We start from the raw sequence: 15,127 nt of genomic DNA, 5'->3' as shown, positions 1-15,127 counted from the left end.
GGGCGCAGCGGCACCCCGCACCGCCGGGCCGCGCGACCTACCCCGCACCCCACGGCACCCCGCACCGCCGGGCTGCGCACCGCCGGGCTGCGCACCCGCCCCGCACCCCACGCCCCCGCCGGCGCCGGCGGCGACCCGCGTCACCCACCCCCCCCCAGGCGACCCCACCTTCACTCGACCTCGGCCACAGCCTCACCGTCGGAGACCTCCGGCAGCTCCGCCGCCAACCCCGCCGCGGCCTGCACCAGCGGCAGCGCCAGCAACCCTCCCGCGCCCTCGCCCACCTTCACGCCCTGGGCCAGCAGCGGCTCCAGCGCCATCCGGTCCAGCGCCTTCGCCTGCGCCGGCTCCCCGCTGTCGTGCCCGGCCAGCCACCAGTCCGGGGCCCGGAAGGCGACCCGCTGCCCGACCAGCGCGCACGCGGCCGTCACCACGCCGTCCAGGATCACCGGCACCTTCCGCACCGCGCACTGGAGCAGGAAGCCGGTCATCGCGGCGAGGTCGGCCCCGCCCACCGTCGCCAGGAGCCGGAGCTGGTCCCCGAGCACCGGCCGGGCCCGGCGCAGCGCGTCGCGGATCGCCGCGCACTTGCGCATCCACGCCAGGTCGTCGATGGCCAGTCCGCCCCGCCCGGTGACGACGGACGCGTCGGTCCCGCACAGCGCGGCGACCAGTACGCCCGCCGCCGTGGTCCCGCCCACGCTCACGTCGCCGAGCACCACCAGGTCCGTGCCGGAGTCGGCCTCCTCGTCGGCCACCGCCATCCCGGCCCGGAAGGCGGCCTCCGCCTCCTCCAGGGTCAGCGCGTCCTCGATGTCGATGCGCCCGCCGCCGCGCCGCACCCGGTGCCGTACGACGTCGGCCGGCAGCGTCTGCGGATCGCAGTCGAGGGCCATGTCGACGACCCGCACCGGCACGCCGAGGCGCCGGGCGAGCACGGACACGGGCCGGCCGCCTTCCAGGACCTCGCGCACCAGCTCGCCGGCGCTGCCCGCGGGCCGGGCCGAGACGTCCAGCTCGGCGACCTTGTGGTCACCGGCGAAGAGCACCACCCGGGGCTGCTCGACCGGCCGCACCGGCACGGCGGACTGCGCCGCGGCCAGCCACTCGCCCAGGTCGTCCAGGCGGCCCAGCGATCCGGGCGGGACGGCCTGGCGTTCCCGGCGCGCCTCGGCGTCGCGGCGCACCCCGCCGTCGGGGCGCTCGATCAGATCGGTGAAGTCGTCGAGATTCAGCGAGCTCATTCGCCGAACAGTACCGGCCCTGATCGAACACGACGGCGGACCCTTCGGCACCGCGCCCGGGCGGCGTCGTTGCGCCCCGGACGGCGATCCCCTACGTAACGTTTCGGGTGGTTTGTCGTCTGTCCGCCGTACGCCCTCCGTACGTCCGTCCCTCGCGTCGGGAGCCGCCCATGACCGCACCCCCCGCCCCCTCGGCGCCCCCTCCCGTGCCCGCGGTGCCCCCCGTGCCCCCCTACGGGCCGTACCGCGGGGACTGCCCCTGGTGCGGCTCGCGGCGGCTGCGTACCCGCCCGGCGCCCGGGGACCGGCGGGGAGCCGCACCCGGCCGGCGCGCCCTCGACCGGTGCCGGGACTGCCGGCACGCCTTCCGCAACCCCCCGCTCCCGCCGGGCCCCGGGCATCCGCTGGTCCGGGCCGGCGTACGGCTCAGACACGGCCTGGCCGCGCGCGAGCTGCACCGGCACTGCCCCGAGCCCGAGAGCTGGCTGGACGTGGGCACCGGCGACGCCGACCTCCCCCACACCGCGCGCGCCCGCTTCCCGTACACGTCCTTCGACGGTCTCGACCCCACCCACCGCGTCCTGCGGGCCCGTGCGGTCGAGCGCGTCGAGGAGGCGTTCGTCGGCCGGCTGACGGACCCGCACATCGCCGCCCGCCTGCGGTCCCGCTACGACGTGGTGAGCCTCGTCCAGCAACTGGAACGGGTCCCCGACCCGCGCGCCGAACTGCGCGCCGCCCTCCACGTGCTGCGTCCCGGCGGCCACCTGCTCGTCGACGTGGCGGACCCGCGCCGCCTGCTCCTCGCCCCGCCCGGCGCCGCGCACCCGGCGGGCCTGCGCGCCGAACTGGCCGCCCTGGGCTGCACGGTGCTCACCGGCGCGCGGTCCCACCGCGTCATCGCGCGCAAGGACGACTCAGCCCCGTAGCACCAGCGCCTGTCCGGCCACCACCAGCAGCACCTGCTCGCACTCGGCCGCGAACGCCGCGTTCAGACGCCCGAGTTCGTCCCGGTAGCGGCGCCCGGACGCCGTGGCCGGGACGATCCCCGACCCCACCTCGTTCGACACGGCGACGACCGTGCGCCGGGTGGCGCGCACCGCCTCCGTCAGCTCCCGCACCCGGTCCCCGAGGGCCCGCTCACCGCCGTCGGCCCACTCGGCGTCGTCCCACGCGCCGACGGCGTCCATCGCGTCCGTCAGCCACAGCGACAGGCAGTCGACGAGCAGCGCCGGCCCGTCGTCCTTGAGGAGCGGGAGCAGGTCGCAGGTCTCGACGGTGCGCCAGGCCCCCGGCCGCCGCTCGCGGTGCGCGCGGACCCGGGCCGCCCACTCGGTGTCCCCGCCCCGCGAACCACCCGTCGCGACATACAGCACGTCCGGAAACGCCTCCAGGCGCCGTTCGGCCTCCACCGACTTCCCCGACCGGGCGCCGCCCAGCACGAGGGTGCGCCGCGGCACGTCGGGCACGTCCTCGTAGGCGCCCACCGTGAGCGTCGTGCCGTCCGGGACCGCCCGCGCCCCGGCCGCCGCCAGCCGCCGGGTCAGCTCCGGGCCCGGCGGCACGCCGTGGCCGAGGTGGACGGCGACGACGTCCGTCGTCGGGCCCGCCGCGCCCACCGCCCGCAGCCGCGCCAGCGCGTCTGGCCGCCCCACAAGGTCCGCGAGGACCATGTCGTACGGCTCGGCGGGCTCCTCCAGACCGGCGGGCGCGCCGCCCGGCGGCAGATACAGCAACCGCTGGCCGTCCGGCCCGGTCACGGCGTACCCGGTGCCCGGCGCGTCCATCGCCACCGCCCGCACCCGGTGCCCGGTCAGCAGCGCCAGCTCCCGCCCGTCCGGCACCCGTCCCGGCTGCGGCAGCCCGGCCGGCACCTCCACGGCGGGGCCGTCGTGCGGATGCGACAGCAGCACCTGCCGTACACCGGTCAGGGAGTGCCCGGCGCGCGCGGCGGCGAACGCGGCGCCGGGCGTCAGGTCGAGCAGCAGCGCCCCGTCCACCAGCAGCGCGGTCGCCGCGCGCGCGTTCGCGCCCTGCGCCGCGGCACACGCCGCGCAGGGACAGTCGGGGCGGGGGAGTCCCGCGGGGGCACCGGTACCGAGCAGAGTCACGTCCACGCACCGATTTTCCCCGGTCGCCCGGCGACGTGCGCGCCCGAGGCCCCCGGGCGGCCCTCTCCGTTGCCCCGGTCCTCTTCGGGGCACCCGGCCGAGCGCATAGGCTGCGCTCGGAGGCCGGACCAAGATCCGGCTTCCGCTCTGCATGTGCTCACATCTTGGAGGCGTACATGGCGGCATGGACGTGGCGGTTCGAGACGGCCGACGGGACGGAGGTCCCGCCCGCGGTGCAGCCCGAGGAATTCACCACCCAGGGGGACGCCGAGTCCTGGATCGGGGAGTACTGGAAGGACCTCAAGGACGGCGGCGCCGACCAGGTGCGGCTGTTCGAGGACGCCACCGAGATCTACGGTCCGATGAGCCTGCACGCCCAGGAGGCGGAGGCGGCGGAGGCGGCCGAGGCGCCGGAGGCCTGACCCGCGGGCGGGGCCGGCCCGGCCTGCCCCGCCCCGGTCACTGCTCGCCCAGCGTCACCTCGGCGGTCCGTTCGTCGCCGTCCCGGGTGTACGTCACCCGCGTCCGGTCGCCGGGCTCCATCGACGCCAGTGCCTCGGCCAGCGAGGTGATCGTGGTGATGTCCGTGCCGCCCAGCCGCACGATGACGTCCCCCGGCCGCAGTCCCGCCCGGTCGGCGGCCCCGCCCTCGCTCACCTCGACGACGGCCGCGCCCGCGGGCCGGTAGCCGTCGTCGACGACCGTGCGGGCGGTGACGCCCAGTGCCGCCCGGCCCGAGTCGGTGACCCGGCCGTCCGCCACGATCTGGTCGGCGACGGTCCGCACCATCGACGCCGGGATGGCGAACCCGATGCCGGGCGCCGCGCTGCCGTTCATGCCCGGGTCGGTGGCGGCCAGCGTCGGGATGCCGATCACCTGGCCGTCGAGGTTCACCAGGGCGCCGCCGCTGTTGCCGGGGTTGATGGCCGCCGACGTCTGCACCATGTTGCCGAGCGTCGCCCCCGTACCGCCCCCGCCGCGGCCCTCGGTGACGGTCCGTCCGACCGCCGAGACGATGCCCTGCGTCACGCTGGAGGACAGCCCGAGCGGCGAGCCCATGGCCAGCACGATCTGCCCGACCTCGACCTTCGAGGAGTCCCCGAGACGGGCCGCCCTCATGCCGTCGGGCACCCTGTCCAGCCTGATGACGGCGAGATCCTGCTCCGGGTAGGAGAAGACGAGGTCGGCGGCGTGGGTCTCCTCGTCGCGGGCCGTGGTCACCCGGAAGGTCTCGCTGTCCCCGACGACGTGCGCGTTGGTGACGACGTGGCCCTCGTCGTCGTACACCACCCCCGAGCCCAGGGAGTCGCCCGCCTGGATCTGGACGACCGAGGGGAGTACGTCGTCGATGACCCGCTGGTAGTCGGCCTGGAGGTCGCTGGCGGCGGCGGGCGCCGCGGCCCGCGTGGTGTCGCCCTTCCGCTCGCCCCGCGAGCCGGATCCGGACCCGGCGCCGGAGCAGCCGGCCACGAGCAGCAGGGAGCAGACCAGCGCGGCGGCCGGGCCGGACAGCCGTGGCGCGCGGGTGGGGGAAGCGTCCATGCCCCGAGTCTCACCGCACCCCACGCGCCCGGCCCCCGGAGGACACCCGAACGGGCGCGGGGACGGGGCTGCGGACGGGGCTGCGGACGGGGCTCTAGCCCCGCACCCCGCACAGGTGCAGCAGCGCGGCGACCCCGCGGTACGGGTCGCTGCGGCCGGCGCGCTCCTCGGCGGCCAGCAGGGTGTCGAGGTCGTCGGGTGCGGCGGCGTCGTCGGGAGCCGTGTCCGTGAAGACCCGCACGCCGTACCAGGTGTGCAGCGGGGCGCCGATGCCCGCGAGCTTCGCCGTCAGCGTCGCCAGCCGGTCCGCGCGGACGTCGAGGCCCAGGCGGTTGCGGTAGTCCGTGGACTCGAAGGCGGCCAGCGCGGCCGCCCACTGGCCGTACAGACCGGGGCGCATGGCGAGCGCGTCGCCGTTGCGCACCAGGAGCGACAGCAGTCCGCCGGGGGCGAGCATCCGGGCCAGCCCCGCGAGCAGCGGGTCGGGCTCCTCGACGTACATGAGGACGCCGTGGCACAGCACCACGTCGAAGCTGCCCGGCAGGAAGTGCACACCGGTGTCCCGGCCGTCGCCCTCGACGATCCGCATCCGCTCCCGGATGCCCTCGGGCTGGCCGGCCAGCGCGTCACGCGCCGCGGCGATCATCGTGGCGTCCCGCTCCAGGCCGGTCACCTGGTGCCCGGCCCGGGCCAGCCGCAGCGACTGGGTGCCCTGGCCCATGCCGACGTCGAGCACCCGCAGCCGCCTGCCGACCGGGAACCGCCCGGCTATCTGCTCGTCGAGCTGCCGGGCCACCAGCTCCTGCCGTACGACGTCCCGCAGACCACCCAGCCTGTCCAGCCAGGCAGCCGCCGCGCCCCCGGTGAACGGCGTCGTGCTCAGGGCCGCTCCCCGCGCTTGACCTGGGGCTTGGGCAGCCGCAGGCGGCGCATCTGGAGCGAGCGCATCAGCGCGTAGGCGACCGCGCCGCGCCTGCGGTCGTCGGGGAAGCGCTCGGCCAGGCGCTTCTTCAGCCGCAGACCGGTGACGATCGAGTCCAGCACGATCATCACGATCACGACCAGCCACAGCAGCAGCGCCACGTTCTGCAGCGAGGCCACCCGGATCATGCTGAGCACGAGGATGACCACGGCCATCGGCAGGAAGTACTCCGCGATGTTGAACCGCGAGTCGATGAAGTCGCGCGCGAACTTGCGGACCGGGCCCTTGTCGCGGGCCGGGAGGTACCGCTCGTCGCCGCTCGCCAGGGCCTCGCGCTGCTTGGCCAGCGCGGTCCGGCGCTCCTCGCGCTGGCGCTTGGCGGCGTCCTTGCGCGTCATCGGGGTGTTGGCGACGCTGCGGCGCTGGGACTGCGCCGCACTGCGCTTGGGCGTCGGCCTTCCCTTGGGGGCCTGCGGGTCACGGGGCTGATTGGAGTCGGTCACCGGCACCTTGACGGCGCTCTGGGCCTTCTCATCCTTGGCACGGCTACGGAACACAAAACCCAAGGGTACGGGGTGCGGGGGTGTGGACCCCAGCCCGGCGGGGAACGATCCGGCAACGCCCATCGTCTGTAAGGGGACAGAGAGGGACGTTGCGTACCGCCCCGGCGACCGGGTCATTCCGGACAACCCCGGGGAGCACCTACTCCCTACGCCGGATCAAGATCGTCCGCAGTCGTCCTTGGGGATGAGCGCATCCGTCCCCGAACAGTGCGGTAATGGATGCAGGGCCCGTACTGTGGGTTCTGTCGCAGGTGCTGGAGCTGGACTCGGTCAGAAGGGGGCGCGCGAAGCCCATGAGCGGTGTCATGAAGCGTATGGGGATGATCTTCCGCGCGAAGGCCAACAAGGCCCTTGACCGGGCCGAGGACCCGCGCGAGACCCTCGATTACTCGTACCAGAAACAGCTGGAGCTGCTGCAGAAGGTGCGCCGCGGCGTCGCCGACGTGGCGACCAGCCGCAAGCGCCTGGAGCTCCAGCTCAACCAGCTCCAGTCCCAGTCGTCCAAGCTGGAGGACCAGGGCCGCAAGGCACTGGCGCTGGGCCGCGAGGACCTGGCCCGCGAGGCGCTCTCCCGGCGCGCCGCGCTCCAGCAGCAGGTCACCGACCTGGAGACGCAGCACGCCACCCTCCAGGGCGAGGAGGAGAAGCTCACCCTGGCGGCCCAGCGCCTCCAGGCCAAGGTGGACGCCTTCCGTACGAAGAAGGAGACCATCAAGGCCACCTACACGGCGGCCCAGGCCCAGACCCGTATCGGCGAGGCGTTCTCCGGCATCTCCGAGGAGATGGGCGACGTGGGCCTGGCGATCCAGCGTGCCGAGGACAAGACCGCCCAGCTCCAGGCCCGGGCCGGCGCCATCGACGAACTGCTCGCCTCCGGCGCCCTGGACGACCAGTCCGGCATGCGCAAGGACGACATCCAGGCCGAGCTGGACCGGCTCTCCGGTGGTACGGATGTAGAGCTGGAGCTGCAGCGGATGAAGGCCGAGCTGGCCGGTGGCCCCACCGCCGACCGGCAGGCCCTCGAGGGCGGCCAGGGTCAGGGCCGGACGCAGTCCCAGCAGCAGCCGCAGGACACCCCGCGCTTCGACAAGCAGTAGGCCACGCCTAGGAGGGCGACATGATCGTACGGATCATGGGGGAGGGACAGCTGACGCTGGCCGACGGCCGGCTCGCGGAGCTGAACACGCTGGACGACGAGCTCCTGGCCGAGATGGAGAAGGGCGACGGGCCCGGCTTCCGCGCGACCCTCCAGGCCCTCCTGGCCAAGGTCCGCGAACTGGGCGAACCCCTGCCCGACGACTCCCTGGAGCCGTCCGACCTCATCCTCCCGTCCCCGGACGCCACGCTGGAGGAGGTCCGGGAGCTGCTGAGCGACGACGGCCTCATCCCGGGCGGTGCGTGATCTTTCCAGCCTGTCCGGCGATTGAGGACGAGGCCGTCCAGGCCGAAGCAGGGGCCCGGGGGCGCAGCCCCCGGCAGACGCTCACCGCACGCGGGCTCACTCATCAGACGCGCCCGCTCCGGCTACCGTAAAAAACCATGCGCACCTTCGCCCGCGCCCGCTGCACCCTCGGCGCCCACCCCTCCGCGCTGGACGCGGCCCTCGCGGCGGCCGTCCTGGTGTGCATGGTCGCCGGCTCGTTCGTGGACCCGCACGGCCCCGAGGGCGTCAGCTGGGGCCTGCGCACCCCGGACGCGCTCAGCCTGGCCCTCATGGCCGTGGGCGCCACCGCGCTCGTCTTCCGCCGCCGGGCTCCGCTGGCGGTCCTCGCGGTCACCGGCGGCGTCTCCGTGGTCGAGAGCGTCACCGGCGACCCCCGCGCGCCCGTCGTGATGTGCGCGGTCGTCGCCCTGTTCACCGTCGCCGCCTCCACCGACCGCCCCACCACCTGGCGGGTCGGCCTGCTCACCATGACGGTGCTGACCGGCGCCGCCATGCTGGCCGGCCCCCTGCCCTGGTACGCGCAGGAGAACCTCGCCGTCTTCGCCTGGACCGGCATCGGCGCCAGCGCCGGGGACGCGGTCCGCAGCCGGCGCGCCTTCGTGCAGGCCATCCGCGACCGGGCCGAGAAGGCCGAGCGCACCCGTGAGGAGGAGGCCCGCCGCCGGGTCGCCGAGGAGCGGCTGCGCATCGCCCGGGACCTGCACGACGTGGTCGCCCACCACATCGCCCTCGTCAACGTCCAGGCCGGGGTCGCCGCCCACGTCATGGACAAGCGGCCCGACCAGGCCAAGGAGGCCCTCGCCCACGTACGCACGGCCAGCCGCTCCGCACTCGACGAACTGCGGGCCACCGTGGGCCTGCTGCGCCAGTCCGGCGACCCGGAGGCCCCCACGGAACCCGCCCCCGGCCTGGACCGCCTCGGTGAACTCGTCGCCACCTTCCACCACGCCGGACTGCCCGTCGAGGTGGCCCGCGCCGACCAGGGCACCGCGCTGCCCGCCGCCGTCGACCTGGCCGCGTACCGGATCATCCAGGAGGCGCTGACCAATGTGCGCAAGCACGCGGGGACCGGGGCGAAGGCCGAGGTCAGCGTCGTCCGCGTGGGGGCCGACATCGAGGTCACGGTGCTCGACGACGGTGCCGGCCAGGGTGACGCCTCGGCCGGCGACGACGTGAGCGGGGCCGGTGCCTGGGCGGGGGCCGGCGCGGACGGTGGCGGGCACGGCCTGCTCGGGATGCGGGAGCGCGTCGCCGCCGTGGGCGGGTCCCTCACCACCGGTCCCCGCTACGGAGGCGGTTTCCGCGTCCATGCGATCCTTCCGGTCAGGAACCGCACCGATGCCGCGGAGGGCCCCGTATGACGATCCGTGTCCTGCTCGCCGACGACCAGGCGTTGCTGCGCAGCGCCTTCCGGGTCCTGGTCGACTCCGAGCCCGATATGGAGGTGGTGGGGGAGGCGTCCGACGGCGCGGAGGCGGCCCGGCTGGCCGCCGAACAGCGGGCGGACGTGGTGCTGATGGACATCCGGATGCCCGGCACGGACGGTCTCGCCGCCACCCGCATGATCAGCGCCGACCCGTCCCTCGCCCACGTCCGGGTGGTCATACTGACCACCTTCGAGGTCGACGACTACGTGGTGCAGTCGCTGCGCGCGGGCGCCTCCGGCTTCCTCGGCAAGGGCTCCGAGCCGGAGGAGCTGCTCAGCGCGATCCGCGTCGCGGCCGGCGGCGAGGCCCTGCTCTCGCCGGCCGCCACCAAGGGGCTGATCGCCCGCTTCCTCGCCCAGGAGGGCCCGGCCGGCGAGGAGCGCGACCCGGCCCGCGCCGAGCGGCTGGAGACGCTGACGGTCCGCGAGCGCGAGGTGCTGGTCCAGGTCGCCGGCGGCTACTCCAACGACGAGATCGCCGAGCGGCTGGAGGTCAGCCCGCTCACGGTGAAGACACACGTCAACCGGGCCATGGCCAAGCTGGGCGCCCGTGACCGGGCGCAGTTGGTGGTCATCGCCTACGAATCCGGGCTGGTACGTCCGAGGGTGGAGTGAACCCGCCCCGCGCGTACTGCGGCGGGAGTATGCGCGGGATAAGGAAAGGGACCTGGGGCCTAGGGATCCGGGGTCACTCATGGACCAGGGTGTGGGGTGGGCGTACTGATGTGCCCCGTCCCCATCGCTCGGCCACAGAAGAGAGACCCTGATCCATGTCCTGGCTGTCGAGATTCAGCCTCGCGCAACGGGCCCTGATAGGCCTGATGTCGATCGTCGCGCTCGTCTTCGGCGCGATCGCCATCCCCCAGCTCAAGCAGCAGCTGCTGCCCACCATCGAACTCCCCATGGTGTCCGTGCTGGCGCCGTACCAGGGCGCCTCGCCGGACGTGGTCGAGAAGCAGGTCGTCGAACCGATCGAGGACAGCCTCGAAGCCGTCGACGGGATCTCCGGCATCACCGCCACCGCCAGTGAGGGCAACGCCGTCATCATGGCGTCCTTCGACTACGGCAACGGCACCCAGCAGCTCGTCGCCGACGTCCAGCAGGCGGTCAACCGGGCCCGCGCGCAGCTCCCGGACGACGTGGACCCGCAGGTCATCTCCGGCTCGACGGACGACATCCCGACCGTCGTCCTCGCCGTCACCTCCGACAAGGACCAGCAGGCGCTCGCCGACCAGCTCGACAAGACGGTCGTCTCGGAGCTGAAGGACATCGACGGCGTCGCCCAGGTCGTGGTCGACGGCGTGCGCGACCTCCAGGTCACGGTCACCCCCGACCCGGCGAAGCTCGCGAAGACCGGCGTGGCCCCGCAGGTGCTCACCCAGGCCCTCCAGGCCGGCGGCGCGACCGTCCCCGCCGGCTCCTTCGACGAGGCCGGCGCCAACCGCACCGTCCAGGTCGGCGGCGGCTTCACCTCGCTGAAGCAGATCCAGGACCTGATGGTCACCGGCGAGGGCGTGAAGAAGCCCGTCCGCCTCGGCGACGTCGCCACCGTCAAGGAGGAGGAGGCCAAGGCCGACTCCCTCACCCGCACCAACGGCGAGCCGAGCCTGTCCGTCGCCGTCACGATGGACCACGACGGCAGCGCGGTCGCCATCTCGAACGCCGTCGAGGACAAGCTCCCCGGCCTGCGCGAGCAGCTCGGCTCCGGCGCGACGCTCACCGTCGTCAGCGACCAGGGCCCGGCGGTCTCCCAGGCCATCGAGGGCCTGACCACCGAGGGCGCCCTCGGCCTGGTCTTCGCCGTCCTCGTCATCCTGGTCTTCCTGGCGTCGATCCGCTCCACCCTGGTCACCGCGGTCTCCATCCCGCTGTCGGTGGTGCTCGCCCTGATCGTCCTGTGGACGCGCGACCTGTCGCTGAACATGCTGACGCTGGGCGCGCTCACCATCGCCATCGGCCGGGTCGTCGACGACTCGATCGTGGTCCTGGAGAACATCAAGCGGCACCTCGGCTACGGCGAGGAGCGCCAGGAGGCCATCCTCAAGGCGGTCCGCGAGGTCGCCGGAGCGGTCACCTCCTCGACGCTCACCACGGTCGCCGTGTTCCTGCCGATCGGCCTGGTCGGCGGCATGGTCGGCGAGCTGTTCGGCTCCTTCAGCCTGACCGTCACCGCGGCGCTGCTGGCGTCCCTGCTGGTGTCGCTGACGGTCGTCCCGGTCCTGTCGTACTGGTTCCTGCGCCCGCCGAAGGGCACCCCCGAGGACGCGGACGAGGCCCGGCGCCTCGCCGAGGAGAAGGAGGCCAAGAGCCGCCTCCAGCGCTTCTACGTGCCCGTCCTGCGCTTCGCCACCCGCCGCCGCCTCACCAGCGTGGCCATCGCGGTCGTCGTGCTGATCGGCACGTTCGCCATGGCGCCGCTGCTGAAGACCAACTTCTTCGACCAGGGCGAGCAGAAGGTCCTCAGCATCAAGCAGGAGCTGAAGCCCGGCACCAGCCTGAGCGCGACGAACGCGCAGGCCGAGAAGGTCGAGAAGCTGCTCGGCGACACCGAGGGCGTCAAGGACTTCCAGGTCACCATCGGCTCGTCCGGCTTCATGGCCGCCTTCGGCGGCGGCACCGACACCAACCAGGCGTCGTACCAGCTGATGCTGGAGGACTCGGCGAACGCCGAGGACGTCCAGGACCACATCGAGGACGGGCTCGCGAAGCTCGACGGCATCGGCACCACCACCGTCGCCGCCGGTGACGGCTTCGGCAGCCAGGACCTGAGCGTCGTCGTCAAGGCGGCCGACGCGCAGGTGCTCCGCGAGGCCGCCGAGGAGGTCCGCGAGACGGTCGCCGGGCTCGACGACGTCACCGACGTCACCAGCGACCTGGCGCAGAGCGTGCCGCGGATCTCGGTCAAGGCCAACGCCCGCGCGGCCGAGGCCGGGTTCACCGACCAGACGCTCGGCGCGGCGGTCGCCCAGGCGGTACGGGGCACCCCGGCGGCCAAAGCGACCCTCGACGACACCGAGCGGGACGTCGTCCTCAGGTCGGCCCAGCCGGCCGCGACGACGGCCCAGCTGAAGGCCCTGGACCTGGGCCCGGCGAAGCTCGGCGACATCGCCACGGTCGAGCTGGTGGACGGCCCGGTCTCGATGACCCGCATCGACGGGCAGCGCGCCGCGACCGTCACCGCCAAGCCGACCGGTGACAACACCGGCGCGGTGGGCACGGAACTCCAGTCGAAGATCAACGGCCTGGACCTGCCGGCCGGCGCCACGGCCGAGATCGGCGGCGTCACCGCCGACCAGGACGAGGCGTTCGTCAACCTGGGCCTGGCCATGCTCGCGGCGATCGCGATCGTGTTCATGCTGCTGGTCGGCACCTTCCGGTCGCTGGCCCAGCCGCTGATCCTGCTGGTGTCCATCCCGTTCGCGGCGACCGGCGCGATCGGCCTGCTGCTGGCGACGGGCACCCCGATGGGCGTCCCGGCGATGATCGGCATGCTGATGCTGATCGGCATCGTGGTCACCAACGCCATCGTGCTGATCGACCTGATCAACCAGTACCGCAAGCAGGGCTACGGAGTCGTCGAAGCGGTGATCGAGGGCGGCCGGCACCGTCTGCGGCCCATCCTGATGACGGCCCTGGCGACCATCTTCGCCCTGCTGCCGATGGCGCTGGGCGTCACCGGCGAGGGCGGCTTCATCGCCCAGCCGCTGGCGGTGGTGGTGATCGGCGGTCTGATCACGTCGACCCTGCTGACCCTGCTGCTGGTCCCGACGCTCTACGCGATGCTGGAACTGCGCAAGGAGCGGCGCGCGAAGAAGAGGGCGGCGAAGCGGGGCGGCGACGTACCGTCGCAAGCCGCGGCCCCGGAGGAGCCGGAGACGGCGAAGGTCTGAGACCGCGAAGAAGGCGCGGGTTCCGCCCGACACCGAAGGTGGTCGGGCGGAACCCGCGCCTTTCGTACATCCCGCACATCCCGCACAGGCGGGCGGGTGGGCGGGCGGCAAGCCCCGCTACGGCAGCGCCAGCATCCGCTCCAGCGCCAGCTTCGCGAACGCCTCGGTCTCCTTGTCGACCTCGATGCGGTTGACGAGGGTGCCCTCGGCGAGGGACTCCAGCGCCCACACCAGGTGCGGCAGGTCGATGCGGTTCATGGTCGAGCAGAAGCAGACCGTCTTGTCGAGGAAGACGATCTCCTTGTCCTCCGCGGCGAAACGGTTCGCCAGCCGCCGGACCAGGTTCAGCTCGGTGCCGATGGCCCACTTGGAGCCGGCCGGGGCCGCCTCCAGGGCTTTGATGATGTACTCCGTCGAGCCGACGTAGTCCGCCGCGGCCACCACCTCGTGCCGGCACTCGGGGTGCACCAGGACGTTGACGCCCGGTATCCGCGCGCGCACGTCGTTGACCGAGTCGAGGCTGAAGCGGCCGTGCACCGAGCAGTGACCCCGCCACAGGATCATCTTCGCGGCGCGCAGCTCCTCGACGGTCAGCCCGCCGTTCGGCTTGTGCGGGTTGTAGAGGACGCAGTCCTCCAGCGACATGCCCATGTCCCGCACCGCGGTGTTGCGGCCCAGGTGCTGGTCGGGCAGGAAGAGGACCTTCTCGCCCTGCTCGAAGGCCCAGTCCAGGGCCCGCTTCGCGTTGGACGAGGTGCAGATGGTGCCGCCGTGCTTGCCCGTGAACGCCTTGATGTCCGCGGACGAGTTCATGTACGAGACGGGCACGACCTGCTCGGCGACGCCCGCCTCGGTGAGCACGTCCCAGCACTCGGCGACCTGCTCGGCCGTCGCCATGTCCGCCATCGAGCAGCCGGCGGCCAGGTCGGGCAGGACCACCTTCTGCTCGTCGGAGGTCAGGATGTCGGCCGACTCCGCCATGAAGTGCACACCGCAGAAGACGATGTACTCGGCCTCCGGGCGCGCGGCCGCGTCCCGGGCCAGCTTGAAGGAGTCACCCGTGACGTCGGCGAACTGGATGACCTCGTCGCGCTGGTAGTGGTGACCGAGCACGAAGACCTTGTCCCCGAGCTTCTCCTTGGCCGCGCGGGCGCGCGCGACCAGGTCCGGGTCGGAGGGCGAGGGCAGGTCGCCGGGGCACTCCACGCCGCGCTCGCTCCTCGGGTCGGCCTCACGGCCGAGCAGCAGCAGGGCGAGCGGCGACGGCTGTACGTCGAGCTCCTGGGTTTGGGCGGTGGTCACGACACGCACCCTTTCTACTTTTCGTCGAACTGACGCTATATATCATAACCGCTTCACGTCAGTTTGACGACGCCCATAGTGTCGGTGTGACGTGAATCCCGGTGCCGCGGCGGCCGTCCACAGCCGCTGTCCGCCGCCCGACGCGTGTGCGAGCATGAAGGGAAGGCCGAGGACGAAGACACGGGCCCGCCCGGAATGAATCCGCGGCCCCGCCGGTTGGAACCGTCGGCAAGCAGTCTCCGTACAACCTTGGAGAGATGTAGATGTCCGTATCGGACGAGACCAGCACCGTCACCGACGGCATCATCCTGACCGACGCCGCCGCGGCCAAGGTCAAGGCCCTGCTCGACCAGGAAGGCCGTGACGACCTGGCGCTGCGCGTCGCCGTCCAGCCCGGCGGCTGCTCCGGCCTGCGCTACCAGCTCTTCTTCGACGAGCGCTCGCTCGACGGCGACGTGGTGAAGGACTTCGACGGCGTCAAGGTCACGACCGACCGAATGAGCGCCCCGTACCTGGGCGGCGCCACCATCGACTTCGTGGACACGATCGAGAAGCAGGGCTTCACGATCGACAACCCGAACGCGACGGGCTCCTGCGCCTGCGGCGACTCCTTCAGCTGAACCGCGCGGCGCACGCGCCACGGCCGTACGGAGGGCGGCGGCCCGGGTACTCCCCGGGCCGCCGCC

Annotated in this window: 14 protein-coding genes; 8 read left to right on the top strand and 6 right to left on the bottom strand. The window is 73.3% G+C overall.

Annotated elements, in window-relative coordinates; all coding sequences use genetic code 11:
- Positions 1–170: 170 nt before the first annotated feature.
- Positions 171–1,244 (bottom strand): nicotinate-nucleotide--dimethylbenzimidazole phosphoribosyltransferase, encoded by a 1,074-nt coding sequence (gene cobT / locus ACFIF2_RS18115; protein ID WP_395573744.1) that lies wholly within the window; start codon positions 1,242–1,244, stop codon positions 171–173.
- Positions 1,245–1,414: 170 nt separating this feature from the next.
- Between cobT and ACFIF2_RS18110 the strand changes: the two genes are divergently transcribed.
- On the top strand, positions 1,415–2,170 hold the full coding sequence (locus tag ACFIF2_RS18110; protein WP_395573742.1) for a class I SAM-dependent methyltransferase: 756 nt from the start codon (positions 1,415–1,417) through the stop codon (positions 2,168–2,170).
- Here the strand turns inward: ACFIF2_RS18110 and ACFIF2_RS18105 are convergent.
- The gene (locus ACFIF2_RS18105; protein ID WP_395573740.1) at positions 2,159–3,358 is read right to left on the bottom strand and encodes a bifunctional adenosylcobinamide kinase/adenosylcobinamide-phosphate guanylyltransferase; all 1,200 of its coding nucleotides are present in this window, start codon (positions 3,356–3,358) and stop codon (positions 2,159–2,161) included. The genes ACFIF2_RS18110 and ACFIF2_RS18105 overlap by 12 nt on opposite strands.
- Positions 3,359–3,528: 170 nt before the next feature.
- Here ACFIF2_RS18105 and ACFIF2_RS18100 point away from each other — a divergent pair, with 170 nt between their 5' ends.
- Positions 3,529–3,774 (top strand): hypothetical protein, encoded by a 246-nt coding sequence (locus ACFIF2_RS18100; protein ID WP_395573738.1) that lies wholly within the window; start codon positions 3,529–3,531, stop codon positions 3,772–3,774.
- Between the two features lie 37 nt (positions 3,775–3,811).
- Here ACFIF2_RS18100 and ACFIF2_RS18095 read toward each other — a convergent pair whose 3' ends face one another.
- The 3 genes from ACFIF2_RS18095 to ACFIF2_RS18085 all read right to left on the bottom strand — a co-directional run bounded on the left by ACFIF2_RS18095 (position 3,812) and on the right by ACFIF2_RS18085 (position 6,442).
- On the bottom strand, positions 3,812–4,894 hold the full coding sequence (locus tag ACFIF2_RS18095; protein ID WP_395573736.1) for a S1C family serine protease: 1,083 nt from the start codon (positions 4,892–4,894) through the stop codon (positions 3,812–3,814).
- Positions 4,895–4,988: 94 nt separating this feature from the next.
- Positions 4,989–5,690 (bottom strand): class I SAM-dependent methyltransferase, encoded by a 702-nt coding sequence (locus tag ACFIF2_RS18090; protein WP_395573734.1) that lies wholly within the window; start codon positions 5,688–5,690, stop codon positions 4,989–4,991.
- 83 nt (positions 5,691–5,773) lie between these two features.
- Positions 5,774–6,442, bottom strand: a complete 669-nt coding sequence (locus ACFIF2_RS18085) for a DUF3043 domain-containing protein (RefSeq protein WP_395573732.1) — start codon at positions 6,440–6,442, stop codon at positions 5,774–5,776.
- Positions 6,443–6,684: 242 nt separating this feature from the next.
- Here ACFIF2_RS18085 and ACFIF2_RS18080 point away from each other — a divergent pair, with 242 nt between their 5' ends.
- The 5 genes from ACFIF2_RS18080 (at position 6,685) to ACFIF2_RS18060 (ending at position 13,139) form a co-directional block, all read left to right on the top strand.
- Positions 6,685–7,476: a PspA/IM30 family protein gene (locus tag ACFIF2_RS18080; RefSeq protein WP_395573730.1), complete on the top strand. Its 792-nt coding sequence runs from the start codon at positions 6,685–6,687 to the stop codon at positions 7,474–7,476.
- A gap of 20 nt (positions 7,477–7,496) precedes the next feature.
- A complete protein-coding gene (locus ACFIF2_RS18075) occupies positions 7,497–7,781 on the top strand; it encodes a hypothetical protein (RefSeq protein ID WP_395573728.1) in 285 nt (94 codons plus the stop codon).
- A gap of 137 nt (positions 7,782–7,918) precedes the next feature.
- Positions 7,919–9,184, top strand: a complete 1,266-nt coding sequence (locus tag ACFIF2_RS18070; RefSeq protein ID WP_395573726.1) for a sensor histidine kinase — start codon at positions 7,919–7,921, stop codon at positions 9,182–9,184.
- Positions 9,181–9,864: a response regulator gene (locus ACFIF2_RS18065; RefSeq protein WP_395573724.1), complete on the top strand. Its 684-nt coding sequence runs from the start codon at positions 9,181–9,183 to the stop codon at positions 9,862–9,864. The genes ACFIF2_RS18070 and ACFIF2_RS18065 overlap by 4 nt, the downstream gene beginning before the upstream one ends.
- Positions 9,865–10,019: 155 nt before the next feature.
- Positions 10,020–13,139 carry an efflux RND transporter permease subunit gene (locus ACFIF2_RS18060; RefSeq protein WP_395573722.1) on the top strand — a complete coding sequence of 1,040 codons (3,120 nt, stop codon included), beginning with the start codon at positions 10,020–10,022 and terminating at the stop codon, positions 13,137–13,139.
- 117 nt (positions 13,140–13,256) lie between these two features.
- On the opposite strand, the gene nadA is transcribed toward ACFIF2_RS18060, so the two are convergent.
- Complete coding sequence (gene nadA, locus ACFIF2_RS18055; protein ID WP_395573720.1) at positions 13,257–14,441, bottom strand: quinolinate synthase NadA; 1,185 nt, start codon at positions 14,439–14,441, stop codon at positions 13,257–13,259.
- Positions 14,442–14,704: 263 nt separating this feature from the next.
- Between nadA and ACFIF2_RS18050 the strand changes: the two genes are divergently transcribed.
- A complete protein-coding gene (locus ACFIF2_RS18050) occupies positions 14,705–15,061 on the top strand; it encodes an iron-sulfur cluster assembly accessory protein (protein WP_395573718.1) in 357 nt (118 codons plus the stop codon).
- Positions 15,062–15,127: the final 66 nt, after the last annotated feature.

Source organism: Streptomyces sp. BK79, assembly GCF_044142145.1.
In the GTDB taxonomy this organism is placed as follows: Bacteria; Actinomycetota; Actinomycetes; order Streptomycetales; family Streptomycetaceae; genus Streptomyces.
The sequence above is the reverse complement of the archived record's forward strand: the minus strand, read 5'-3'. Positions and strand labels throughout refer to the sequence as shown.